This window comes from Gracilibacillus lacisalsi DSM 19029, from assembly GCF_000377765.1.
GTDB lineage: Bacteria > Bacillota > Bacilli > Bacillales > Amphibacillaceae > Gracilibacillus > Gracilibacillus lacisalsi.
The window spans coordinates 44,880-70,316 of the sequence record NZ_KB898669.1; the positions used below are offsets into that span (position 1 = coordinate 44,880).

The window sequence follows — 25,437 nt, forward strand, 5'->3', positions numbered from 1 at the left end:
AAATTTCGACATTTTTTTCATTCTTCTAATGATGTCAGGACCTCATTAATGGTGATAAATGCTTCTTTTAAGGCTCCTTTATCTTGATCCGCTAATGTGGCAAAACGTTCTCGCACGACTTGGTAAAGAATTTGTTTTTTCTCAGTTGAAAACTGTTTTCCTTTTTCCGTCATTTGAATATATGTTATCCGCCGATCTGTTTCATCCTTCGTTTTAATAATAAGCTCCTTCTCCGTCAGTTTTCGAATCAATGGAGTTAAGTTTGATTTGTTAATATCTAATTTTTTAGCAATCTCCGCCATTTGAATTGGCCCCATGTTTTCCACGATGTGTAACACATGGAAGTGGGATGGGTGAAGTCCTTCTTTTTTCGTTATCGGAGATGTACCAAACATCTTTTTTGTCAATATTGGTAATACAGTTAATGCCTGTTCCACCAATTCATTTGTTAATGTATTTTGTTCTTCCATCTAGTTCGCTCCCTCATATAGATTGACTTCATTAGATATACAATGGATAATAGTTATTATATCATAACTATCTTAGTTGATAAGGAGGTTACATATTGAATTCTATTATTTCCGTGAAAGATTTAACAAAGACCTATAAAAAGGTAGATGCGGTAAAAGGAATTACCTTTGATGTTAAAGAAGGCGAAATTTTTGGCTTTCTCGGTCCTAATGGTGCAGGTAAAAGTACGACAATCAATATGATTTGTACAATGCTAAAGCCAACTTCCGGAGAGATTATCATCAATGACTATGATGCTAAAAAGCAAAAAGATGATGTTCGAGCAAGCATCGGCATCATTTTTCAAGAAAATACATTAGACGAAAAATTAACAGCTAACGAAAACTTGAAATTACACTGTCGTTTTTATAATGTGCCTAAAAATAAACGAGATCAACGCATTCAGGAAGTACTGGAAATTGTCGATTTGTTCGATGAACAAAACCAGCGTGTAGAAGAATATTCCGGTGGGATGAAACGTCGTCTTGAGATTGCGCGTGGACTTCTTCATTATCCGAAAGTGCTTTTTCTAGATGAGCCGACTGTTGGACTGGATCCGAACACAAGAGCACACTTATGGGAATATATTTTAAAGCTCAAAGAAAAAGAAGGTATTACAATGTTTCTCACCACACACTATTTAGATGAAGCTGAGATTAGTGATCGAGTGGCGATTATGGACCAGGGCGAAATTATTGCGATCGACTCCCCTACTGCTCTTAAAGACCAGCTTGGTGGTGACATTATTGAATTGTCCACGGAGGATAATGAGGCTGCTTTAAAAGAAATTGAGGACAAAATGGAAACGGTCGAAGTGAAAGTGGAAGATGATACGATTCATCTCAAGGTCGAAAGTAGTGACGCCTTTATTTCTTCTTTCATCAAAACATTAGAAATTCCGATTACGAAATTAAATATTCGTAAACCTACATTAAACGATGTTTTTTTAGCTTTTACAGGAAGAAAAATTAAGGAATAAGGGGGTAATGCTGATGGAAGGTATCATAGCAATTTGGCAGCGTGATTTAACGAAATTTTTTCGTGATCGAGCACGACTTCTTGGGTCATTCTCGATGCCGATATTATTTCTGCTTATATTCGGTGGTGGTTTAAGTGGAACAATGGAAACCATGATGTCGGGCGGTTTTGGAGAAGAATCTAGCGGATTTAATTATGTCGAATTTGTATTCCCTGGCATTGTCGCTATGACGTTATTAATGACAGCTATCTTTTCCGCCATGTCTGTGATCGAGGATAAAAACTATGGCTATATGAAAGAAATTTTGGTTTCACCAATTTCACGTGTAAGTATTGCTGTTGGGAAAATGTTAGGAGCAGCAACGGTTTCAACCATTCAAGGTGTTATTTTGTTTTTGCTCATTCCTTTTTTAGGGTTATCCTACAGCATTATTTCACTGATTCAAGTCATTCCGTTTATGTTCTTACTTGGTGCGGCATTATCAGGCGTTGGCTTGTTATTTGCCAGTATGATTAAATCGACACAAGGATTTCAACTGATCGTGCAAATTATTGTGATGCCGATGATATTCTTATCTGGCGCACTATTTCCTGTTAGTAATATGCCAGGTTGGCTCGATGTCATTGTCAAATTGAATCCTGTTACATACGGTGTCGACGTGATGAAAAAAATTATGATTGACGTAGATAGTCTATCTCAAACAGTACAAGAGACAATGGGGTTACATATTACCGTCTTTGGCAGAACTGTATCTGTGTTTGAAGAAATTTTATTTATTTTAGCATTTGCAGTCGTCTTTGTCGCGATTGCAACCATTAGTTTTAAACGAGCACATGCGTGAAAAAACCGGACCTTGTCCGGTTTTTTCTTGTTATATGTTTTCCTCTATTATTTAAATTACCAATACCAAAACTCTTTGACTCCAACAACTTTTATTAGCCTTAACACAAACCCTCTGCGAAGATATTGAGAGCAAGTAAATACCGATGTGGCTGTGTTAAATTAGTAAACGCTTGACACACTCTACTGGAGGTGGTATACAAGTATACAAGTAAAAAAACTTTAAAAAATATAAAGGAGAGGATGAAACATGTTTTCTTAGTTACCAAAAAAGAAAGCGCTTAATATTTGTGCATTGATGAAGATGGAGAAAACCCGCTCAAAATAAAATGAGGGAAAATTCCTTTTAGAGGAGGAAACTATTTTATGAAGATTAATTTATCTCTTAAACAGCTCGTTTCAGTTTCTAAAAAAGCCTTATCTAGACGAGCCTTGTCACTATTCCTGGCAATACTATTGATGGCATCCATCTCAAATAACAACATCTTAACTACTAACGCGGCTACTAACAACGACTTACCTCCCACAGGATTAACTTACGAAAATTACCCAGCTCTAAAAGATCAATATAAAGATTACTTCTCCTTTGGTATCTTTGGCAAAGGAGAGTTGGAAGGATTGCTTTACAATTACGCTTCCTATACTCCTGGTAATGAGATGAAGCCTGAGAATACTCAAAAAGAAAAAGGGACCTTTACATACACCAGTGCGGATAATGCGATGAAAACCTATTCTGATAGAAACCCAGATATGCTTTTTTATGGACATACTCTCGCGTGGCATTCTCAGACACCTACGTGGATGTGGGACGCGCCACCGGCAAGATACGATCAGACTGGTGAATTCAACAGAGAAACTGCTCTTGAAAACCTTCATACTCATATTGAGAATGTACTCGGCTACTATGGTAGTCGTATTGAAGGTATCGATGTTGTTAACGAAGCTATTGGAACCCCAAACCCTGACGATTGGAAAGCATCCTTAGCCAAAGGAGAAGGCTGGTACATGGCGCTAGACTGGGAATGGGTAGAACTTGCTTTCTTGAAAGCAGCCGAAGTTGTTGACAGCAATGGTTGGGATGTCAAACTGATCTACAACGATTTTGGTCTTGATTCTCGTGACAAAGCTCAAGTTGTTTATGAGATGGTAAAAGATATTAATGAGAAGTATGCAGATGTCCGACCAAATGGCAAACCTCTGATTGAAGTTATCGGTATGCAGGGGCACTATAACCTCTCCACTAATGTCCAAGACATTGAAGAAAACATTAAACTGTTTTCGACACTCCCAGGTGTCAAGGTTCATGTTACTGAGATGGACATTGCTTTACCACCTGGTGAACTAACTCCTGAAAATGAGAATAATCAGGGTATGAAGTATGCTGAATTGTTCCAAATCTATCGCAATTATGCTGTAGGTCCAGCTAATACTACGGGTAATCCAAAGGTGATCGAAATAGTGAAACTCGCCGGTGTGAGAGATGTACGCGATGGCTGGAAGGGTGGCGAATTTGCTATGCCGTATGACTATGACGGACATGCAAAAAAAGCATTGCTAGGTATTCTATACCCTGAAGAGTTTCTTGCAACCCATGAATACATTGAACCTGCTACAGACGAAGAAGAAAAACAAATCGACGGTGTCTATGTATATGATACGAGTGATGGAGACAGTTGGTCCGGAGCAAATATCATACTAGGTAACGATTCATCCCAGTGGCCATGGTCCACAACAGATGAGGAGGGTAAAGTCGCTTTCACTCCTGAAAAAGACGCAACATACCGTTTAAGTTTCAACTATACCGCAAAAGGTACTAACTCTATTCGGGTACGTTGGATAAAAGATAACTCAAATGGTGGTTATACTAGTGCAGATGGAGCAGACGTAAACAGTTATCAGTATTCTGCTAATGAAGTAGCTGAGCATATACCTGCGTATTTCAACAGTGGAATGGTAAATATGGGAAGCTATACTTTAACAACGGAAATAAAACTAGACGGGTCACAACCTGCTGATGGTCTGATTGGTAACATCGCTATTCGCGGAGGCGGTGGCGGTAACGCCTTCTCAATCAACTGGATTAAGGTGGAAAAGGTTGGATCTAATAATGAGCCAGATACGCTTCTTGTTAATTGGCCAGAGGGAATAGATAATGAGGATCCAGCAGATGGAGAAGATCCTATTGATGGCGAGGATCCAGTAGACGGAGAAGATCCGGTTGATGGCGAAGATCCAGTAGACGGAGGAGATCCGGTTGATGGCGAAGATCCGGTAGACGGAGGAGACCTGATTGATGGTGAGGATCCGGTAGACGGGGGAGATCCTGTTGTTGGTGATGATCCGGTAGACGGAGGAGATCCGGTTGATGGCGAAGATCCAGTAGACGGAGAAGATCCTCTTGATGGCGAGGATACTGATGTTGGTAATGAACTTCCTGATACTTCAACTAATACATTCAATTGGTTAGTATTAGGTATGATATTGCTACTAGTCGGAGCATCTTCATTCTTGATTACAAGAAAAAAGCTTAGACAATAATTAAATCGGAACAAAGGGATGGGCCTTTGTTCCGATTTTTAACCTAATCGCTCATGAAAACAATCCTTAATAAGGCATACTTTTGCTTAATATAGATCTAAAAAAGAATTTAAAATTCGACTTTTATTCTACTTGTCGAGTGTTCTTCTTCTATACTATTCGTCCTTCAAAATCTCATGCAAAAACCGTTCCCGATGTTCTAAAAAATAACGAGTGATTTGATAATGATCCGTATTCTCATAAGCAACTTCCTGAATACGGTCATCATCAAAACTAAAAATGGTCGCCTCCGGATACCCTAGCAAAATCGGCGAATGGGTTGCGATAATGAATTGACTATCACCGTTTGCTGATAAATCATGCAATATCCTTAAGAAAGCAAGTTGTCGCTGGGGGGATAAGGCAGCTTCCGGCTCATCCAATAAATAAATCGCTTGTTGATGAAAGCGATGTTGAAACAATGATAGAAAGGACTCACCGTGTGACTGATGATGTAGTGACTTACCGCCATAAGACAAGTCACCTCCATCAAGCGAATCAATATGGGTAGCAAAATGATGAAACGTTTCTGCTCGTAAAAAGAACCCGTTTGTTACTTTCGGCATCCATGACAATGTAATATAATCTCCTAATGCTGACTGAGCTTCATGTACCTCAAAATAATTATTACGTCCCCCACCAGCTGTATTAAATCCACATTTATCAGCAATACCCTCTAGTAATGTTGATTTACCTGACCCGTTCTCCCCGACAAAAAAAGTCACATTACTGGTGATATCCAATTGCTCTAACCTTTTTATTACTGGGATAGAAAAAGGGTAACGATCATCAATATTTTTATCTTTCTCTAGTGTGATTCGTTTTAAATACATATTCTCACCAACTTTCTACTCTTTTTTAAAACGATAACCAACACCCCAGATCGTTTCAATAAAAGTTGGTTGTGAGGGATCTCGTTCGATCTTCTCTCGGATTTTACGAATGTGCACCGTTACCGTGGAGCTGTCACCGACCGCATCCAAGCCCCAGATTTTTTCTAAAAGGTGATCTTTCGTGAATACCTGGTTAGGATTCGTCGCAAGGAAATATAATAAATCATACTCTTTGGCGGTCAACGTCAGTTCTACTTCATCCAGATAGACTCTTCTTGATGGGTGATCGATAGTCAACCCTTTGAATTCGATGAGTGGACTTGTTTTTTCTCGTTGTGTTAGCCGCTGATATCGGGATATATGTGCCTTTACTCTGGCAACAAGCTCATTCGGATTAAATGGTTTGACGATATAGTCATCAGCTCCGCGGTTAAACCCTTTTATCTTATCAATATCTTCTTTTCTTGCGGTTACCATTAAAATCGGGATGTCTAATGTTTCTCTGAAGTGTTCACAAAGCTTAAAGCCATCAATTTCAGGCAACATTAAATCTAGTAAAATCAGTGCATAAGATTCTTGCTTGGCCAAGGTTAAACCTTCACTACCAGTTGTTGCGATATCCACCTCGAAACCACTTAATTCTAAATAGTCCCGCTGTAATTCTGCAATACTTTCTTCATCTTCAATAATTAATATCTTGGTCATTTTTGTTCACCTTTTTTCAATTGAAAATAAATAGTCGTACCATGACCAGGCTCACTATCCGCCCAAATAGTGCCGCCATGTGCTTCGATAATCTTTTTCACAATCGCAAGTCCAAGACCGCTTCCCCCTGTTCTTGAATTCCGTGATGTATCTGTCCGGTAGAAGCGGTCAAATATATAAGGAAGTTCGTTTTCACTGATTCCACTTCCATTATCTTCTACAGCTATCATAACATGTTCGCTTTGTTCTGTTAGCCTAATTCTGATCATAGCTTTCTTTTTGTCGATATATTTAACACTGTTAGTAATGACATTCATAATCGCTCGGTGTAATTGCTCACGATCCGCTTTCACTAAAAAGTTTTGTCCCTTGTCCGCAATAAACTCCAAAGTTATCTGGTTATATTGAAACGTTAATTCCTCGATAATATCGTCTAAATAGGCATTAATATCAAGCACTTCAAACTGAAATGGCATTCGATCTAAATCTAGCTTCGAATATATAAAGAGCTCATCAACCATTTTTTCTAGCTGGTCCGTTTTGTCATAAATCGTCTGCATATAGCGATCTAATTTTTCAGGCGAGTCCGCAACGCCGTCCATTACTCCTTGAACATATCCTTTAATCGATGTCACCGGTGTCCGTAAATCATGAGAGATACTAGCAATTAATTCTTGGCGGTTTGCTTCATATTTTGCCTGGGTTTCCTTCGCCTGTTTTAAACTTATTCTCATTTCTTCAAACGTATTGGATAATTGACCGAGTTCATCCTTTTTCTTGGATTGTATGTTATGGTCCAGGTCACCTTGTTTTATTTTTTCTGCGGCTTCGTTCAATCGTTTAATCGGTTTAATGATCGTCCTTGATACAAAGTAAGTCAACAAGCCATTCGTGACCATTAATAAAAGAATAATTGCCACCAATCGGTAACTCATAAACCTTTGCAGGCTATCCCCTTCAGGTTCTAGATTTCCCATCACGAAAAAAAGATAACCTAACAAAATCTCGATGATTAAAAAGCCGACCACTGGTATGATGATCATCGCTATATTGGACAACAATAATCTTTTTTTTATCGACATCAGCTGCACCTGCCTTTTGTTAGATTATAATAAAGAAAGAACGGATAAGCCAATTTAGTTCGTCTTCTTGTGATCCAGGAATGGTACAAGGATCGCACAAATAATAGCTGTATAATAAGGCAGAAACTTTATTCCGATTGGCGTGTTAAAGATCGTCACTCCTAAAATACCAATTAAGCTCGATAAAGCAATTCCTAACACAAAACCTCCTATTAATCCTACTATAATAGCGATAAAAGTTCTCATGATTGATTCTCCTTTTTTAGATAAAATTTTGCTTGAATAACCATCCAAAATGACAATAATAATAGACTAGTTCCTATTACTGGATGTAACGCTGCAAACCACGGAAGCTTTCCTGCAATATTTGCAGAGAAATACATAAAAAACATCATCAGCATCAATCCGAAAATCTGCCAGTATACCACTCTTGGTAGTTTTGCTAACCAGGCAACAATTAGCAGTAGTAACGGCACATTAAAACCAAACAGATGAATAAAAAACGTGTGATTTGCCCAATGCATTGGATGAATAAATATCGCCATTCCTGCTAAAATAATTTGCGTTGTTATCATTAGTGTAAAGATGACAGTGAGTGCGAAATATAAGATTTTCACAATTGGAATTCGCATAGATTCTTCCTCCTTTGATTGACTTTAAGCACAGTCTATCGTTAGAATCTAAACTCCCTCTTAGCTAATTCTTAATTTTTTCTTAAATAAGAAAAAACGAACAAAATCCGCTCAAAAAAGCGGATATTTCAGGTCAAACAATTCCCACATGATTGGAAGTTGGCAGCCCTTCGCTATGATCATGCTCTACAACGATAGCATGAGTTAACACAGTTGTTTTCACTTACAAAATGTGTATATATTACAAGGAAAAACGAGGAATGTATTTGTAAGATTTCCCGGTAAAGTTGAAATAACCGGGAAATCAATCTACTTAAGTAAGAGGTTTTCCCGATAACAATGAAATTACAGGGAAATCTAACAAGAAGAATGAAAGTTTTCCGCGATAAATAATACACGTCGTTTAGACAGCGCATCAATTTTTATCGAAATAGCTAATTTTCTAGACAAAAAAATAATCCGCACTAGGCGAATTATCGAAAATATTTATCTATATACTGTTGTTCTTCCTCTTCGGTATACAATCGTAATGCTCTGCCAACGGTACCATTCTTTAGTTCCCAAATATAATTATGTACTTCTACCGCATTACTGAAATCACCGTTTTGCCACGCTGTTAAAGCCTCAATATAAAAATCACGATGGGTAAAATCAGAGTTTTTTGCTGTTTCGAGCATTAAGTCTATTCTTTCATCCGTGATTTCTATAGCCCCCCACTTATCTTCAGCATGAATTTTTTGATGTGTCATATGATGTAAAGTATCCATAAAATTAGCTTCACTTTGAATACTGTCAGTGTTCACTTCCTGTACTTCTTCCTCAATATCTGCCTCACTAACTTCCATATCCACTTCTGCTGTCATTTCTTCTTGTGGCTCATCGTCATTTGCCACATCATCCTCAGATAATAAAGCAAAAAGAATAAATATTGCAAAACCAAGAACACCTATCGCAAATCCAATAGTAACTACCCATCCAATAATACCTAATAATTTACTTTTCATTCCAATACCTCCATAATTAACATATCCAAAAATATACCAAAAATCAAGTCTCTTTAATGTGTTGACTTTGATATTTGGTGGTAATACTTATGTAGAATGAATTATTTAAATGAGGAGTGGTTTAATGAGTAATGTAGTTCCTTCCGTTAAATTGCATGATGGTCTAGAAATTCCCGTTATTGGCTTCGGTACAGCTAACATGAAAGGAAATCAAGGGTCGACTGCTATTGCTAGTGCGATTTCAAATGGTTACAGGTTAATAGATACCGCTTATAATTATGAAAACGAAGGTGCGGTTGGCGAAGGTATCCGCAGATCTAATATATCTAGAGAACAACTACAAGTTGCCTCTAAACTGCCAGGACGTTATCACCAATATGACGAGGCTGTAGAAGCGATTCAAGAATCATTATTCCGTGCCAATTTAGATTACTTTGACTTATATTTAATTCACTGGCCGAATCCGAAACAGGATCACTATGTGGAAGCATGGCAAGCATTGATTGATGCAAAGAAATGGGGATTGATCCGCTCCATTGGTGTAAGTAACTTCTTACCAGAGCATCTTGAAAGATTAGAAGAAGAAACAGGCGTCCTCCCGAGCATCAATCAAATTGAGTTACATCCATTCTTTAACCAGGAAGAGCAACGAAAATGGCATGAGGAGCACGGTATTGTCACAGAATCGTGGAGTCCTCTCTATCGTGCCAAACATACGATGGAGAATGAAACACTTCAATATGTTGCACATAAATATAACAAGTCTGTCGCACAAGTTATTTTGCGTTGGCATTATCAGCTCGGTGCGGTGACGATTCCGAAATCTACTTCACCAACTAGACAGGTCGAAAATATTTCTATCTTTGACTTTGCATTAGACTATGAAGATATGGAAATGATCGGGAAACTAACAAGAGCGGATGGCAGAATTAACGACCAGAACCCAGCAGAATATGAAGAATTTTAAACCAATCAAATACTATTTCATACAAAGAGGGTGCCACCTAAACGTTAGGGGCACCCTCTTTCATTCGGCACTATTTTCCTTTATACTTTTCTTCTGATTGTGAAGTGTTCTGGCTATTCTTCTTATCTTTGAGATTCTTCTCTTCAATTTCCAAATCTCTTAGTGGAATATCATCGACTAGTTGTTGCTCCTTAAACTTGTACAGTTCTGGCCGTTTCTCATCGTTAACACTTTTCCGTTTGTTATCGACCGTTTCTTTTTGCTCTACTTGTTTATTTTTACGTTCCTCCCCCATCATTAGCACCTTCCTTTTTTTATTGTATGATCTGGATGTTGGTAATGATGATATTGCTTTGTGGCAAAGCTGGGATATCATTCATACTGTAATTGAAATCCTGTTCAGGGAAATCGAATGAAATTTCCTTACTGAAAAAGTCTACTGTTTCATGTAAGATGTCGATCGTAATCCACTCGCCTGCACAGCGATGACCAATATCAAATTCACCACCCCCTTGTGGTATGAACGAAAATGGATTGCCTTGCCAGTTCTGAAAACGCTCTGGCTTAAATCGATTTGGCTCTTCCCAGATAACAGGGTCATGGTTGGTACCATATAAATCAAGCAATGTTAGTGTCCCTTTTTTAAATTCGTAATTATTCCAAGTAAAGTCTTGTTTTACCCTTGCAGCTGTAAAAGGGAAGAAAGGATAAAAACGACGTACCTCCTGAATGAATTCGCGACCATTACCTTCACGAATACGTTCGGCTTCAGCTGGATAATCATGCATCGCTAACAATGCAAAATCTATATAAACAGCAATGGCAACGATTGGTCTTAATAAATTTAATAACTCCACCGCAACGATAGTAGGTTTTAATAATTCTCCGTTAGGATCTTTATGCAAAGAAAATTGATATAAGGCACGGTCTTGATCCACATTTATCGTTTCTTTGCGAACCTGTTGAACGAGATCCTCCAACCATCCTTCTGCCTTTTGTCTAGATCTCCTTGCCTTCCAATGCTTCGGTCCCACATCTGCAGCATGTTCGAACAAATCACTAAACTCATCGACCCATTGATCTGCTTCCTCCTTCTGAAAAGGGATTCCCGTCCATCGTAAAGCCACTCGTGTCAATACATACTTAGCCGCTTCATATACGTTCACATCATTCTGTACGTCAAACAATTGATTTTTCCACTCTTCTCGTGTGAATTGGCGAATTTCTTCTAATTTATCGGCCGTCATGAGCGACATGAACATTGCTTTGCGGTAACGGTGGTCTAGATCATCCAGCCCCTGTACCCCACCTTTACCAAAGAGTGTTTTCTGGATTCGACCAGGTGCTGCATTTTTACGCTGGAACTTTTCATTATCGTAAAACAATTTTGCCTCTTGTTCGCCAACCAAACAGATAGCCTTTTCACCGAGCAGTCTTGTTTCAAAAATTCGCGAATCAAATTTATTGGAACGGTTCATAATGAAATAGTAGCCTTCTTTTAACAGATCTAAAGTATGGTCTAATCCTTTTTCTTGTGGTAGTTGTTGATGATCTGACATATTTAGCCCTCCAGGATCTGATTTACTACAAACATTTTTCCCTAAAATTCATTTTTAAAACAGCCATAAAGGAAAAGACCATACTTGTTATTTAATATGTTGGCCAACCTTGACTATCCCAATATAAATCGTTTATTAATAATCGTGGCAAACCATTACTGTCTGCATCATACGCATGTCTCACAAAAATATTATTATTGTATACATCTTGATGTCCGGGCCCAATCCACTTGTCGTTACCATTGTCAAAAATAGTACCTCCACCATATAACATATCTCGACCTAATTTATCTACATATGGACCTGTAATGTTGGAAGAACGACCAACCGCAACTTTATACGTACTATCCAAACCACTACAACACTTATCAAATGAAACAAATAAGTAATAATAACCGTCTCGATAAGTAATACTTGGTGCCTCTACTGCACCTTCTGGATGATCAGGTCTTGCTGCAATCGAATATAGCTGCCCTGTCGGCTTCATCGTATTAGCATCCAATCTCGTAAGTTTAATACCACTCCAATAGGAACCAAAGGATAACCATGGGTTGCCGTATTCATCAATTACCAAATCACCGTCAATTGCATTAAAATTATCTGACGTTGTTGAACGAACGACTAAGCCATCATCTCTCCAGTTACCTGAAGCTATACTATCTGTTGAAAGCAGACCGATTAATGACTGATTAGAACCAAAGGAAGAGACAGAATAGTATAACCAGTATCTCCCATTAAAATATTGAATATCTGGAGCCCACTGTGCGCTTGCATGATTTGGAACATAATCACTCCACCAGCTTAGAGGTTCAGGAAACACTACAGGTGCCTCATTCCAATTCAAACCATCGTGCGAGTATAAAACCCTTATTCCATTACCATTTTCCTCTCCTGTCCCAAACGTCCACCAAGTATCTCCCTCTTTGATAAGAGAAGGATCATGAATCATCGGATGTTCATCCATTTCCCAAAATGCCGCCGATACCGATACACTGGAAACACCGAAAAATACTAAAACAAACAACAATACTTTCCAATAACTTTTCAAACTCATCCACTCCTTAACCTTATCATTAAGTATGCGCTTTCATTATTTCGTAATATTAACCGCATACTTATTTAATGAGGATTATAACACTATTTGCACTATATGTTAATTATTGGAGTCGAAAATACTTCTTCAGAACTAGTATCAATAGGACATCTGTTCCGTTAATAATTATAACTGAAGCTGTATTTAAAGCATTGTTTAACAATATGAAAACCAACAGATGTCCTCTTAACACTTAACGCTCAAATGACATGCTTTTGGATGAAATAACAAAATCATTGACCTCAAGTTGTTGCTAACTTATTTCGACCTTTGTTTTTTAGCATTTAATAATCGAGCCATTTTTTCCTCTCTGCTTTCTCCTTCTTTATTAGATGTATCGCTTGGCCTTGTTTGTTTGGGTTTTACTAATGGTACATCATTTATCTTAGCTCGCTCCTGTTTAGGTGGAGAAGTCGTTTGTTTCGATGATGCTTGTTTTAACTGACTTAGTTGTCTCGATCTTTTTTGCGTGACTTCATTTACCTTATTTCGCCCGTCTTGAAAACGTGAACTCATTTTCGTTACAAAAGCAAAATTGAATCGAAATCGTCTAACTGCTACATCTAACATAAATAACAATAATGCTATTGCCAACAAATAATAAAATATATCTTGTTTATCATAACGAGGCGGTAAACCTTCCGAAGAAAAAACATCATCTAAATTTCCGACTACTTTACCACCGCCGGCAGATGCAATTTCTTCGATTACCTGTTCGTTAGTAGGAGTAAAAGTATATTCCTCTGAATATGGAACAACTACTCCTGTTTTAAATGAACTGACAACTTCCTCATTTTCTTGTTCAGTAATTTGCAGAAAATAAACGCCGGATTCATTTGCTTCAAAACTGCCCTGATACTCCCCAGGAGCTTTCGGTTGTAAGCTGAAGTCCACTTCTTCCCCTGTTTCACTAATTAGGCTGGCATTTAGATTGGCAGCTTGGTTGTCAGCAGCTGTTACGTTTAACGTTACTTGATTTCCTTCGATCTCTTTCGACACTTGATAGGACTCTTTTTGATATTGCGGAAAAGTCCAAGTGACCATATCATTCCAAAGGGCGGACCAATTCTCCCAACTTGGCCAACTACCTGCCCATTCACCAGACAAGTCTGAAGTCCAAGCAATCGTTTTACCTAATCCATACTGCCATCTAGCGAGGACTGGATCATCTTTCTCACTTACTAAAATTTGTTGAGCACGGCCTTTTGGAGTTGTGGCAATATAGGCATTCATTTGTGGGACGGTCTTTTCAAAATAAGATCCCCATTCATACCCATTGACTAAAGATGGATAAAAAGGATCGTCCTCAATATATGTTTGGGTTACTAAGGATGTTTCTCTCGATAAAATCGTTGGAATACTAGAATTATTTTGCACTTCATAAAAACGACCGCCACCTAACTCTGCCATTTCTTGTAACAACGGTCCATCTGCTTCCATTCCGATCGCTACCGTGGATAATGTAATTCCTGATTCAAAAGCTTCTTCGATCATTTTTCGATAATTGATCGTAGTAGCGGATTGTCCATCCGTTAATAGAATCACATGTTTTCGCTTTAAATCTAATGGCTCCATTTGATCATAAGATTGTGATAACGGTGTAAATATATCTGTTCCACCACTTGCTGTTATCGACCGAATTTTATTTAATACTTCTTCCTTCTCATTAATTGGTCCCAGTTCTACTACTTCCCATGGTGTCCCATCAAAAGCAGTGACACCGAGCGTATCTTTCTCTCTCAACAACTCTACCGATCGTGCTGCGGCTTCACGTGCTAACGCCATTTTATTTCCCGACATACTGCCTGACTTATCAAGTACAATGGATAGCCCTAATGAAGGAAGTTCCTTTTCCCCTTTTAACTCCATATCAACTGGTAATACTCGTTCAATTGGTGTTTTAAAATAGCCACCAACACCAAAGGATTGATCACCACCTGTCATCATGAAACCAACTCCAAAATCTTTTACCGCGCGTTCAATTAGCTCCATTTGCTGACCAGTAATCGTATGAGCAGATACATTACTGAATATTATAGAGTCGTATTTTAAATAATTACTTAATTGTCCAGGCAATAACTCTGATGGAATGGTTTCAATTTGAATAGCTGAAGCATCTAGTACATTTTCCACATTAGCCGCTACGCCACTTTTCCCTTCTACAATCAAAACGTTTGGCACACCTTTTGTTTCAGCAAAAGCGGACAACTGATTATTTTCGATCACTTGATCCTCTTCACTGACAATTTCCGCACGAAATGTATGAAATCCATCGGTTGAAATGAGATGATTAAATGACAGTTGATTACTTCCTTCGTTCAATTCAACGCTTTGCTCAATAATGGTTTCTCCATCCATCATGATTCTTACTTGAGTTGTCGTATTGATACTGCTGTCGATTGTCATCGAAAGAGTAGCCTGTTCACCTAAATAAATATTTTCTGGAACATCAAATGAAGAAATCGCCACATCCTCCTTGTAAGTAGGTGAAAAAGGGAGAACATCGACAATATAATCCTGTCTATGCAAATAGCTTGCTTGTCTGACAGCATCATTGATATTTTCATTTCCATCTGTCATTAACACCACTCGACCTTTAACATCTTGAGAAAACATACTTCCTGCAAGCTGTAGACCAGAGGCCAAGTTCGTATACGAACGATTGACAGCTGTTTGAAATGACTCCATACGATTTACTTGACTAGATAGAGGTGTTTCAACTACCGCTTCTCTACCAGTAGACACAATGCCTGTTTGATCCTCTGGTGCTTTAGCCTGAATCGCAGCATTGACCTGTTCTAACACCGTTTCCTCTTTTTCAACCATACTATGTGAGGAGTCCACAACAAATACAGTTGCTATTTGTTGAATCGGCGATAGTATTTGCACACCTGCTAACGCTAAAATAATTAGGGTAAAAACTAAAGTGCGCAAAACGAGCAAGACGATTTTTCTTCCACCAGAAAGTAATGCATTTGAGCGGCCATATAAATAAAGAACGACAATCATTGGTATTAAACCAAGAAGCCACAAGGGATTATCGACCTGTAATGCCACGTCGATACACCTCCCATTCGATAAACAATATCAATAAAGCTAGTACAGCAAATATCCTCCATATTTCTCGCTTGGATAGCTCTGTTGTCCTTTCCTCGTCCCCTTCACCACTAATAGAAAAGGATTCAGCTGCTTTACTTATTCTTTCTTCCTGATCCAACTGCACGACAAAGTGACGTTGAATAGATCCAATATTCGTTTTTTCATGAAGCTGATAGATTCCTGGTTTACTAGGCATTGTTACTTCCCGTTCACCAAGCTCTATTTGTTGCACTACTTCACCGTCCAACTGTTCAATTGTCGCTTCATTTGTCGTTGTGGAAAGATTGATCTCCGTCGTCTCTTGTGGTGTATAATATCCTAAACTCGATCCACTTCCTACTAATTCTGTGATACTATTTGCTATCAAAATTGGAAATTCTGGTTGCAAAGGCCAGTCCGAATCTTGAAAATCAAATGCAAAAAAAATCATCGGATCGTTCTCATAGAATCCTTGCGCGATGATAGTCTGGTCCCCACTTTGTACAAGTGGTTGTAAATCATGCCAATTATTAACAGGAAAAGCCTGTCCTAAATATACGTTTCGCACAGCCGCAAAAGATAACAGCGGTGTATCACTCGCTTGCTTTAAGCCAAAATCTAATTCCTGTTTAGCTTTTACTTCAAAAGGTCCTCCAGTTACAGGAGAAATAATAAGCTTAGGTCCGACAGGCCATTGATCTGCTTCAACACCAGCTAAAAGATAAATGTTCTCTGGTTGATGTTCTGGAAATGCGTATTCTCCATTTTCAGACTTTGTTATCGTCGAAACATTGTGTCCCGCTGATAGTAGTGCTTGTTCGATAAACGGATTTGCCTCACCAGCTACATAAATAGACGGGGACTCTTGTTTAGGTAATAAAGCATAGATAAGATTATCAAGCGGATAAGCATCTTCTTCTATTTCAACTTGGTAATAATCATGTTCAGGTAACTGATCGACTCGAATCGTTTGTTGTTCATTTGCTGAGATATCCTCGGTTATTTGTTTTAACACATTGTCTTCATGACTTATTGTTAGCGTAACCTCTGAAGATTGTGATGATTGATTTGCAACGTTTATAATCGCAGAGACGTGATCATCTCCTTGCTTTACCCCAAACGTTTGCAGAGAGATATTTTTAGAGATTTCATCACTGTTGTGGACGGTAACAGGTTGCGTCAAATGTTGATCAGCTATACTTTCTTTGTCCAAGCTATCCGTATAAATATGTATCTCACCTGTTCCCTGTTGAATCAGAGATTGTGCTAGTTGCAAACTATCTTGAAGATTTTCAGTCTGATAGGATACCTCTAACTCTCTGATAGAATCACGAACGGCATGATGATCTGTCTGGTTAGCAGTAAGTATGACTGGATCTTTCTGAGCATGTATCACACTTACCTGATGCCCTGCCCCTAACTGATCGATTAATTCCTCTGCTTGCTCTTTTGCTTCCACTAACCTTGTTGTTCCATTTTGTTCTGTCATCATTGTCGCAGATGTATCAAAGACAATCACCAAATGATCACCACTTACCCTTTCACTTTCCAGATAAGGACGAGTGAGCGCAAAAATAAGAAATAATAGAATCAGAAGTTGCAACAACAAGAGGATATTCTTCTGCAACTTGTGCCACCAATGATCTGATTCCCACTCCTGAAAGGTTCGCTCCCAAAGATATATAGATGAGATAGTTTGTTGATCAAATTGCTTTTTAAAAAAATAAAATAAAAGTAAAATCGGAATAGCACTAAAAAACCAGAAAGAAATTGGTGCTAAAAAACCCATCTCATCACCTCCTGAGCCATCCTTTATGCATCAATGTCGAAAAAACTGTTTCTTCTAAGCTTTGGGAGGTAGGGCAAACAATCAATTCCATACCTCGTTTTTGGCAGAATGACTTCATTTGGTTAGTATGATTTTCAAATAGTTGCTTGTATTGATCAATCACCTTTTGGGACATGGATACTTCTCGATATTTCGTCGTCTCAATATCAATCAGTTGCAAATCACCTACATAGTCCGGATTCATTTCTTCTGGTAAAACAACTTGTAAAAGTAATACTTGTTGATGACGAGCCTGCATTTGTTTCAATGCCGAGAACAAATTATCTGGATCATCTAAAAAATCACTAATCAAAATAGTTAAAGATCCTTTTTTCCCAGCCCGAGATTTGTGCAGTAGTTGTTGACCAAACCGTTCTTCATCAGGTGCAATAGATACCTGATCGATAAAATCAATGACATGGTTGATCATGGCTTTCCCTTTCGTATCTGGATACGTGTTAGAAGGAGAAGCTATCGGTGTAAAACGTAGACGATCCGCATTTGCCAATGTCAAAAAAGAACATGCTGCTGCAAGTTGCTTGGCTCTTAACCATTTTCCCTTAACGATTCCCATTGATTTCGTACAATCTAAATAAATCGAAACGGAAAGCTCTTGTTCATCCAAAAACCGTTTAATATAAAATTTGTTTGTTCTTGCAAATGTGTTCCAATCAATTTGTCTTAAGTCATCGCCAGGACTGTACAATCGATAGTCGGAAAACTCTAATGATGAGCCAAGCCGTTGTGATCGACGCTCACCCTTATGCCCTCCCCTAACTATTTGCTTGGAGGTAAGTTTAAAGTTAGCAAGACGCTTCGTTAAAACTGGTGATAAAAGCGCGTTCATCGGATCACAACCTTTCTTTTCCGCGAGCAGCATTTCATTATTTACGTGCATCCCCCTTCAATCGATTCAAGTAATTCTGTAATTAACTCATCTTTATTGATTTGACTAGCTTCCCCTTCAAAATTCAAAAAGAGGCGATGTCTTAATACCGAGTGTGCCACTTTTTTGATATCACCAATGGAAACATTGTAACGTCCATCAAACAATGCGCGAACCTTTGCAATACTAATTAAACTTTGCATCCCTCTTGGTCCTGAACCGTAATCCACATATTTACGGACATTTTCTATTGCAAGTTTATAATCAGGATGTGTTGCCATGGTCAGATTGACAGCATAATCTAATACATTATCTGCTACCAATATGTGTTTCGCTAGTTGTTGGACATGGACAACATAGGAGTCATCAACTATTTTTTCTAATGGAGGAATAATTGAACCAGTTGTCCGATTGGCAATTTCTTTTAGCTCTTCACGAGTTGGATAAGCGACATTAATTTTCATCACAAAGCGATCCATCTGTGCTTCTGGTAATGGGTAAGTTCCTTCCAATTCAATCGGGTTTTGTGTAGCAAGGACAAAAAATGGTTTTGGTAATCGGTGCATTTCTCCCATCACGGTCACCGTTTTCTCCCCCATCGCTTCAAGCAATGCACTCTGTGTTTTCGGTGTAGCACGGTTAATTTCATCCGCTAATACAATATTCGAAAAAAGTGGTCCCTGATGAAATACAAAAGACTGCCCACCATTCTCATTAGGTTGAATCATATTTGTACCCGTAATATCTGATGGCATTAAATCAGGAGTAAATTGTACCCGCGAAAATCTTAAGTCCATTACTTCTGATATTTTCCGAACGAGCATTGTTTTCCCAAGACCAGGTAGTCCTTCTAATAACACATGCCCTTCAGCAAAGATCCCCCATAAGAGCTGTTCGATCACATCATCTTGCCCTACGATAAAGCGACGAATCTCCTTTTTGACTAATTCTATCTTTTCCTTTACTTCACTCAATTCTTGTTCATTTATTTCTTCCATCTTCAGTTCTCCTCCGCTGGCTTAATGTCAGAAAAGTATTCCTTAATTATCTCTTGTAAATGGTCAGGATAATCATTTCGTTCTAACGCTTGACGATACGTATTTTCATAGTGCTGATATACTTCATCATATGAACGAACTTCACCAGGCAGTATTGGTGCATTTGGCGCAACTTGTTTTTCACTAGGTCCAGAACCAAGTTCTCCATTATCTATTTCTTGATTTTGTTCACCATCTAAGTTTTGAGGTACCGATAGTTGACGATTACCATCGCCTAAACCAGCACCGTTACCAGATCCTGAACCACTTCCTGAACCGGTGCCGGAGCCAGAGCCTGTTCCAGAGCCTGAGCCATTCCCAGATCCGGAACCACTGCCACTTCCTGAATTAGATCCACTTCCATTTCCAGATTGTGAACTAGAACCTTCTTGTTGGTCATTCTCAGTTGATTGTCCACTTCCTCCAGCGCTATTACCCGATGACGGACTTCCGTTTGAAAATGAAAGCGAACTTGAAGGAGTGAGACCAGCAGTTGTCATTTGTCCATTCATATTTTTTGCAAGTTGTTGAAGATCTTGTTGTGCTTCTGCAAGCATCGCTTGATTTTCAGCAGAATTTACTATTTTCTTTAAATCACCTTCCAAGTTTGAGATTAACTCATCTAGTTGTTCCTTGGATAACGTCCCTTCCGCCAATGCTTCACTATCTTTTCCCATGACGTCCGCTATGGACTGTAACTTTTCCTGTAATGCTTGTAATTCTTCCTCACTAAAATCATCCAATCGCTCCTGCAGCTCAGCCATCTGCTTTTCGATTTGATCCACATTACGATTACTGGTAGCTTGTGCAAGATTATTTAGCCCTTCTTGCCGCAATTGTTCTGATAACTCATTTAATTGATTTTGACTCGTTTCAGCTTTTTCTTTCAGTTCGTTCAGTTGTTCCTCTGCTTTTAACAGTTCCTTATTGATTTCCTCTGCTTGTTTTGCCTGTTCCACTTCTTCAAGTAGCTCATCTAGCTCTTTTTCTGCTTCTTCACCAACTTTTTCTTTATGTTCTTCTGTATACTGTTCGACTTTTTCTTTGTTTTCTTTTACTATTTCAATTTCTTCTTCCCTATTCTCTGCAGTTTCCATAACATCATTAGGAAATGCCGATCCAAGGTATACGAGTAACAGCAGACTGCCTGTAACAGCTAGTTTCTTCCATTGGAACCAAGCAATCTTCTCTGCTTTGATAGTAGGTATGACTTGTCGCATTTTGTTTAGTGTGTCTTTTCGCTGCAAATTGGCAATAGCCGATGTTTCATCCATAAAGTGATAAGTAGTCATTACCCGATCATCCAAGTCATGTTGATCCAACTTCCTAACTGCATCCAAATTGGTCGGCCTTTTCCATACAAGATATAGGAATAAAGCGACAATCACAATACCTATAGTAATAACGACTTTGTTCTCTAAAAAAGGAATAACAAAAAATCGACTAGCCAAAATCCATAACAAAGGAATACCTGCACAAGTTGTTAGTGCAAGATATAAACTATGAATCAATGCTTGGATCCATAGTTTTCTTTTCACTTCTTTTAGCAACCGAAAAAAATGATCGTGCTGATCCATACATTATCCCTTCTTCATCTTTTTTGACTTGGCTTTCATATTAGGTCGTAGCTTGTTAATCGCAATTAGTAAAGAAAACAATGAAATGACGATATAAGCAATTGTATAACCGACCCACAACGGCCAATTAATCCCTAATTGTTGAAATTCATACATAAACATATTTGATTGTAACGACGAAAACATCGAAACAGCCGGATTAAGCATGAGCACAAAGTATGGAAGGATATTATTACTTTGTCCAGTGCCTGGTGTTCCTTGCGAAAACCCTAAAATTAAGCGCAGAACTATTAAAAAAATAATCAATGTTCCTACCAGTAAAAATAACATAAATCCATAAGTGGTAATCGTAGAGATTATGGTTCTTTTCATTATCGTCGAAAACATAATACCGATGCTTCCAATAGTCAACATGGTTAACAATAAAAAACCAAACATGACAAATACCGTTTGGGGGGAAACACCACCATAAAGAAAAACGATACTGTACAATGGTAAAGATGCCACTAGCATGAGAATTAAAAATAAAATCGAGGAAAACAGTTTACTTAAGATAATCGATGTCGATGATTGTTGTGTCGTTAACATTATATTGAGCGTCTGCTTTTCCCTTTCTCCACTAATAGCACCTGCTGTCAGACCGGGAGTAATAAAGACAATTAAGCCAAGCTGTCCCATCGAAAGCAGAATAAATAAATTTCTACTATCTGATGCTGTAAAACCATCGTGCGAGAACTGAGTTTCGATATAAATAAATGCTAAACACACCGCTCCACAAATAGCTAGAAATAAGAAGATACCTAGAAAATTTTTAAACGAACGAAACCTCAATTTTATTTCTTTGTTTAAGACCGGGTTAATTAACATGGATTGTAATCGACTCATTTACTCACCCCCCTTAGTTATTTCCATAAAGATATCTTCTAAATTGGTTTGCTTTTGTGAAAGGGTTAAAATCGGTAACCCATGTTCGATCGCTTGTTTCAATAATGTCACCTGCTCATCTTCTGTTCCTTGATAAGATAATTGTAAGAGTTGATTATCTTCTCCATCATGATCAACCTCAAGTACATTTTCATCATTTTCAAAAAAGGATATTGCTTGTTCTACATTGTCTTTCACTGTAACAAGCAACACTTTTTGTGCTTGTAATTGATTTTCAATTTGGTTCACATTACCATGGGCAATTAATTGACCATGTTCAATAACTCCTAATTCATCACATAATTCTGATAATTCCGGGAGAATATGTGATGAAATGATGATTGTTTTATCCATATTTTTCAGTTCTCTTAATATCCCTCTCATTTCAACTCTAGCACGCGGGTCGAGACCAGAAGCTGGTTCATCTAGTATTAAAATTTCCGGATCATGAATTAATGCCCTTGCTAAGCACAAGCGCTGTTTCATCCCCCTTGATAACAAGTCAACATAAGCATCGATTTTTTCTGTTAGATTGACTAATTCTAATAATTGTGGAATAATCACTTTTCTTTCTGCACTTGGAATACCATAGCTGGTACCATAAAAATCTAAATATTCATGTACTTTAAATTGATCATACACTCCAAAGAAGTCCGGCACATACCCAATCGATTTACGAACTTGTTTTGGGTCTTTCGTGACATCATAGCCACTGATATATGCTGTTCCTTCACTCGGTCTTAGTAGAGTAGCTAAAATAGAAAAAGTTGTTGACTTACCAGCACCGTTCGGACCAACAAACCCAAAAACCGTACCTTTATCGATGCTCAGATTAAGGTTATCAAGTGCTGTAAATGAACCATATCGTTTCGTTAAATTTTGGATTTCAATCATGGGTTTATCACTCCTTCCAACGTTACAGTTGGCACATCAATGGGACCATCCGAAGCTGCACTAACTTGAATGAGAATTTGATTTTGATTTAGATAATCTGCAGCAGCATTTTGATCATAAGAAACGAAGTTCTGATCGATACTGTCATAGGAATCACTTTGTTTGTTATATAAAGAGAATGTTAGACCATTACGATTGTTTGGCAAACGGATAGCTAATTCATCCATTTGAAAAGAACGCTCACGTAATACCGTTGGAAGCTCATACGTTAATAAGTAAGAGCCAGCACTTACTTCAATGAACGGATCGCCCTGTTCGATACCATTATGATAAATTTGTCCCTGATCAATGGATACGGTTGGCATCTGCAAATCCATGGATAAAGCGCTCGTTTCATCATCTGCTAAATCAATCGTAGTTGGCTGCATAATCAGGTGATGATTATTTTGATTTGTCTCATCTCCATTAATCGTTACTGGAACAAGTGACTGATCTGTAAAGCCGATTAACATTGGTGTATTCACATTACGATCGATTTCGTTACGAATTGCCACAGATAAAAGTTCAGCCTTTATTTGCTCTTCATTTTGTAGCCCTGTTTGACCAGGATGACCAAATAAGTTATAAGCGACTTGTTCTGTAGGTTGTTGGAAATAGTCCTGATTTTCCGAACTAAAACTTACTTCTTTAGTCTCTCCAGCAGCTAATTTACCTATTTCCTGATAGTTCTGACCGCTAATTAAATATACATCATGCAAATCAAATTCAAAATTACTGGTAACTTGACCAGAAATAGTACCATTCGCAAACGAAAAACTAGATGAGATTTGACCATATTCTTTTACAGGCTGATCAAATGCTACACTTCGAGGTGACCAAAACTCAACTTGCTGAAAGTGTACGTTTTCCTTATTTTCTTCTGTTTCGAGAAAAGGTAGATCAGCATACGTTTTCTGCGGACCATATAAATCCTCAGATGGTATTGGATTAAAGGTAGAATCCATGGATAACGTGTAAGAGCCGGATCCTTTCGATAGCATTGATATAACTCCTTCACCGCTACCCATTCCCTGTTCATCTAAGGAAATCACAGACATTACATTCGTTTTGATAGCACCACCACGGTCTTTTGCCCCAATAATATATAAGCCAACGCTTGACACAATGGCAAAAACAGGAATAATAATCCACGCCCACTCACGCTTATCCATTCGTTTTAACACAAAATAAAGGACTGGAATAATCACTAACAGATATACTGTAAATAAGATAGCCAGTGTTGAAACTTTAAGGTTGGCTAAGGTTGGAAAAGTTCTTGAGATGTCCCTTAAGCGATCAACAGTACGCATACCTATATTATTCATATAAGCATCGACATTACCATTATCGCTTCCAATAGACTGCCATAATGGATCATTTCCTTGCCAATCAGCTAGTTGAGAAAGTCCTAAATCGAAAGCAACTTGTGTAACCGCTCCCTTTCCAATCCTCTTTTCCATTACTAATGGGATATCTCCCTCTTGATACAAGACAGCAGCTTCCTCATCGACTTCTCCAGTAAATAGCTCTATTCGATCCGCTTCAATTGGTTCTTGAGATATAGCCTCAAATCCTCGTATCTGTTCAACCTCTTCTTGACCTGTGATGGTTAATGGCAATATATCTGCAAGTGATCCAAACTGTTGTTTTAGGCCTGGCTTACTGCCTGTAATAAGTGTTCCATCATTTTGCACCCATTCTTTAATCGACTCTTGCTTTTGGGTGGGCAATTGTGCAATTGAATAATCATTAACGACTAGTAAATCAAATATATCCAACCCTAACGAGTCATCAGTTATCATACTTTCATCTAAATTTATAACCTCTGGATCACTACCAAAAAAAGAAGTTAACTTTAAGTAATTCAAGCTGTCTGGGCGATCAGACAGTACACCAATCACTAACTTATCCGGTTGTATGTATGTAGGATTTAAGTCCAAATTAGAATCAAGCGTTACTTCATTCCTGTCTTTCCAATCCCCTTCATATAAGTGGAATAGCTGTTCATTTTGGTTAGCATTTGGTTGATAATGCATCATTTCTTGCATTCCCTGTATAGAGAACGAAATAGTTTTAGTTGTCCCGGACGCAATGTCTACAGGTAGTACTTTGTTAACAACCGGAAGTGTAATAACCAAATCCCCGTTAAAATCTTCCTTATTGTTCGTAATCGTTAACGTAACAGGATATCCTTTACCCTCTTTCGCTTTTCCATCTATTCCTGTCTCAACTTTTATTTCCAACCTGTCCTGTTCATCGGCGTATGCTGTAGATGTATCGCTATAGGCTAAACACATAAAAAGAAGCACAAATAATCCGATGATATTAATTAGTCTCTTCATCTTTCTCCCCCTTCTTATCTTTATAGACGAAAAAAATTAGCTATCAGTTTC

22 protein-coding genes are annotated in these 25,437 nt (G+C 38.2%); 4 read left to right on the forward strand and 18 right to left on the reverse strand.

The window, feature by feature from the left end; translation table 11 throughout:
• Positions 1-17 precede the first annotated feature (17 nt).
• Positions 18-470 (reverse strand): MarR family winged helix-turn-helix transcriptional regulator, encoded by a 453-nt coding sequence (locus D569_RS0113225; RefSeq protein WP_018932910.1) that lies wholly within the window; start codon positions 468-470, stop codon positions 18-20.
• 95 nt (positions 471-565) lie between these two features.
• On the opposite strand from D569_RS0113225, the gene D569_RS0113230 reads away from it, so the two are divergent.
• From D569_RS0113230 to D569_RS0113240, 3 genes are all read left to right on the forward strand, one after another.
• On the forward strand, positions 566-1,489 hold the full coding sequence (locus D569_RS0113230; protein WP_018932911.1) for a daunorubicin resistance protein DrrA family ABC transporter ATP-binding protein: 924 nt from the start codon (positions 566-568) through the stop codon (positions 1,487-1,489).
• Between the two features lie 13 nt (positions 1,490-1,502).
• On the forward strand, positions 1,503-2,330 hold the full coding sequence (locus D569_RS0113235) for an ABC transporter permease (protein WP_018932912.1): 828 nt from the start codon (positions 1,503-1,505) through the stop codon (positions 2,328-2,330).
• A gap of 365 nt (positions 2,331-2,695) precedes the next feature.
• The gene (locus D569_RS0113240) at positions 2,696-4,867 is read left to right on the forward strand and encodes an endo-1,4-beta-xylanase (RefSeq protein WP_018932913.1); all 2,172 of its coding nucleotides are present in this window, start codon (positions 2,696-2,698) and stop codon (positions 4,865-4,867) included.
• Positions 4,868-5,022: 155 nt separating this feature from the next.
• Here the strand turns inward: D569_RS0113240 and D569_RS0113245 are convergent, their stop codons facing one another.
• The 6 genes from D569_RS0113245 to D569_RS23640 form a co-directional block, all read right to left on the reverse strand.
• Positions 5,023-5,739, reverse strand: coding sequence for an AAA family ATPase (locus D569_RS0113245; protein WP_018932914.1), 717 nt, complete (start codon positions 5,737-5,739; stop codon positions 5,023-5,025).
• 15 nt (positions 5,740-5,754) lie between these two features.
• Entirely contained in the window at positions 5,755-6,444 is a 690-nt protein-coding gene (locus D569_RS0113250; RefSeq protein WP_018932915.1) for a response regulator transcription factor, read from the reverse strand.
• A complete protein-coding gene (locus D569_RS0113255; RefSeq protein ID WP_018932916.1) occupies positions 6,441-7,526 on the reverse strand; it encodes a sensor histidine kinase in 1,086 nt (361 codons plus the stop codon). Before D569_RS0113255 ends, D569_RS0113250 begins: the two co-directional genes overlap by 4 nt.
• Positions 7,527-7,580: 54 nt before the next feature.
• Positions 7,581-7,772, reverse strand: a complete 192-nt coding sequence (locus D569_RS0113260) for a DUF5957 family protein (RefSeq protein WP_018932917.1) — start codon at positions 7,770-7,772, stop codon at positions 7,581-7,583.
• Positions 7,769-8,158 (reverse strand): DUF6220 domain-containing protein, encoded by a 390-nt coding sequence (locus D569_RS22860; protein WP_018932918.1) that lies wholly within the window; start codon positions 8,156-8,158, stop codon positions 7,769-7,771. Before D569_RS22860 ends, D569_RS0113260 begins: the two co-directional genes overlap by 4 nt.
• A gap of 473 nt (positions 8,159-8,631) precedes the next feature.
• Positions 8,632-9,162: a DUF6241 domain-containing protein gene (locus tag D569_RS23640; protein ID WP_018932919.1), complete on the reverse strand. Its 531-nt coding sequence runs from the start codon at positions 9,160-9,162 to the stop codon at positions 8,632-8,634.
• A 124-nt stretch (positions 9,163-9,286) separates the two neighbouring features.
• Between D569_RS23640 and D569_RS0113275 the strand changes: the two genes are divergently transcribed.
• On the forward strand, positions 9,287-10,129 hold the full coding sequence (locus tag D569_RS0113275) for an aldo/keto reductase (RefSeq protein ID WP_018932920.1): 843 nt from the start codon (positions 9,287-9,289) through the stop codon (positions 10,127-10,129).
• Positions 10,130-10,199: 70 nt separating this feature from the next.
• Here the strand turns inward: D569_RS0113275 and D569_RS22870 are convergent, their stop codons facing one another.
• The 11 genes from D569_RS22870 to D569_RS0113330 all read right to left on the reverse strand — a co-directional run bounded on the left by D569_RS22870 (position 10,200) and on the right by D569_RS0113330 (position 25,386).
• A complete protein-coding gene (locus D569_RS22870) occupies positions 10,200-10,427 on the reverse strand; it encodes a hypothetical protein (protein WP_018932921.1) in 228 nt (75 codons plus the stop codon).
• 16 nt (positions 10,428-10,443) lie between these two features.
• Positions 10,444-11,688: a CYP152 family fatty-acid peroxygenase CypC gene (cypC, locus tag D569_RS0113285; protein ID WP_018932922.1), complete on the reverse strand. Its 1,245-nt coding sequence runs from the start codon at positions 11,686-11,688 to the stop codon at positions 10,444-10,446.
• A 91-nt stretch (positions 11,689-11,779) separates the two neighbouring features.
• A complete protein-coding gene (gene abnA / locus D569_RS0113290; RefSeq protein WP_033404942.1) occupies positions 11,780-12,742 on the reverse strand; it encodes an arabinan endo-1,5-alpha-L-arabinosidase AbnA in 963 nt (320 codons plus the stop codon).
• Between the two features lie 297 nt (positions 12,743-13,039).
• Complete coding sequence (locus D569_RS0113295) at positions 13,040-15,838, reverse strand: VWA domain-containing protein (protein ID WP_018932924.1); 2,799 nt, start codon at positions 15,836-15,838, stop codon at positions 13,040-13,042.
• Complete coding sequence (locus D569_RS0113300; protein WP_018932925.1) at positions 15,819-17,648, reverse strand: vWA domain-containing protein; 1,830 nt, start codon at positions 17,646-17,648, stop codon at positions 15,819-15,821. Before D569_RS0113300 ends, D569_RS0113295 begins: the two co-directional genes overlap by 20 nt.
• A 4-nt stretch (positions 17,649-17,652) precedes the next feature.
• Positions 17,653-18,585, reverse strand: a complete 933-nt coding sequence (locus D569_RS0113305) for a DUF58 domain-containing protein (RefSeq protein WP_018932926.1) — start codon at positions 18,583-18,585, stop codon at positions 17,653-17,655.
• On the reverse strand, positions 18,576-19,571 hold the full coding sequence (locus tag D569_RS0113310; RefSeq protein ID WP_018932927.1) for an AAA family ATPase: 996 nt from the start codon (positions 19,569-19,571) through the stop codon (positions 18,576-18,578). The genes D569_RS0113305 and D569_RS0113310 overlap by 10 nt, the downstream gene beginning before the upstream one ends.
• A 2-nt stretch (positions 19,572-19,573) precedes the next feature.
• Positions 19,574-21,187 (reverse strand): hypothetical protein, encoded by a 1,614-nt coding sequence (locus tag D569_RS0113315; RefSeq protein WP_018932928.1) that lies wholly within the window; start codon positions 21,185-21,187, stop codon positions 19,574-19,576.
• A gap of 3 nt (positions 21,188-21,190) precedes the next feature.
• Positions 21,191-22,072 (reverse strand): ABC transporter permease, encoded by an 882-nt coding sequence (locus tag D569_RS0113320; RefSeq protein WP_018932929.1) that lies wholly within the window; start codon positions 22,070-22,072, stop codon positions 21,191-21,193.
• Positions 22,073-23,005 (reverse strand): ABC transporter ATP-binding protein, encoded by a 933-nt coding sequence (locus D569_RS0113325; RefSeq protein WP_018932930.1) that lies wholly within the window; start codon positions 23,003-23,005, stop codon positions 22,073-22,075.
• The gene (locus D569_RS0113330) at positions 23,002-25,386 is read right to left on the reverse strand and encodes a type 1 glutamine amidotransferase family protein (RefSeq protein ID WP_018932931.1); all 2,385 of its coding nucleotides are present in this window, start codon (positions 25,384-25,386) and stop codon (positions 23,002-23,004) included. Before D569_RS0113330 ends, D569_RS0113325 begins: the two co-directional genes overlap by 4 nt.
• Positions 25,387-25,437 lie beyond the last annotated feature (51 nt).

Bases quoted from the DNA above. Each gene is read 5' to 3' on its own strand.
- D569_RS0113260 (WP_018932917.1), bottom strand. From the start codon at position 7,772: ATGAGAACTTTTATCGCTATTATAGTAGGATTAATAGGAGGTTTTGTG.
- D569_RS22860 (WP_018932918.1), bottom strand. From the start codon at position 8,158: ATGCGAATTCCAATTGTGAAAATCTTATATTTCGCACTCACTGTCATC.
- cypC (WP_018932922.1), bottom strand. From the start codon at position 11,688: ATGTCAGATCATCAACAACTACCACAAGAAAAAGGATTAGACCATACT.
- D569_RS0113310 (WP_018932927.1), bottom strand. From the start codon at position 19,571: ATGGAAGAAATAAATGAACAAGAATTGAGTGAAGTAAAGGAAAAGATA.
- D569_RS0113255 (WP_018932916.1), bottom strand. From the start codon at position 7,526: ATGTCGATAAAAAAAAGATTATTGTTGTCCAATATAGCGATGATCATC.
- D569_RS0113325 (WP_018932930.1), bottom strand. From the start codon at position 23,005: ATGATTGAAATCCAAAATTTAACGAAACGATATGGTTCATTTACAGCA.
- D569_RS0113320 (WP_018932929.1), bottom strand. From the start codon at position 22,072: ATGAGTCGATTACAATCCATGTTAATTAACCCGGTCTTAAACAAAGAA.
- D569_RS0113240 (WP_018932913.1), top strand. From the start codon at position 2,696: ATGAAGATTAATTTATCTCTTAAACAGCTCGTTTCAGTTTCTAAAAAA.
- D569_RS0113330 (WP_018932931.1), bottom strand. From the start codon at position 25,386: ATGAAGAGACTAATTAATATCATCGGATTATTTGTGCTTCTTTTTATG.
- abnA (WP_033404942.1), bottom strand. From the start codon at position 12,742: ATGAGTTTGAAAAGTTATTGGAAAGTATTGTTGTTTGTTTTAGTATTT.
- D569_RS0113305 (WP_018932926.1), bottom strand. From the start codon at position 18,585: ATGCACGTAAATAATGAAATGCTGCTCGCGGAAAAGAAAGGTTGTGAT.
- D569_RS23640 (WP_018932919.1), bottom strand. From the start codon at position 9,162: ATGAAAAGTAAATTATTAGGTATTATTGGATGGGTAGTTACTATTGGA.
- D569_RS0113300 (WP_018932925.1), bottom strand. From the start codon at position 17,648: ATGGGTTTTTTAGCACCAATTTCTTTCTGGTTTTTTAGTGCTATTCCG.
- D569_RS0113235 (WP_018932912.1), top strand. From the start codon at position 1,503: ATGGAAGGTATCATAGCAATTTGGCAGCGTGATTTAACGAAATTTTTT.
- D569_RS0113245 (WP_018932914.1), bottom strand. From the start codon at position 5,739: ATGTATTTAAAACGAATCACACTAGAGAAAGATAAAAATATTGATGAT.
- D569_RS0113250 (WP_018932915.1), bottom strand. From the start codon at position 6,444: ATGACCAAGATATTAATTATTGAAGATGAAGAAAGTATTGCAGAATTA.
- D569_RS0113275 (WP_018932920.1), top strand. From the start codon at position 9,287: ATGAGTAATGTAGTTCCTTCCGTTAAATTGCATGATGGTCTAGAAATT.
- D569_RS0113225 (WP_018932910.1), bottom strand. From the start codon at position 470: ATGGAAGAACAAAATACATTAACAAATGAATTGGTGGAACAGGCATTA.
- D569_RS0113315 (WP_018932928.1), bottom strand. From the start codon at position 21,187: ATGGATCAGCACGATCATTTTTTTCGGTTGCTAAAAGAAGTGAAAAGA.
- D569_RS22870 (WP_018932921.1), bottom strand. From the start codon at position 10,427: ATGATGGGGGAGGAACGTAAAAATAAACAAGTAGAGCAAAAAGAAACG.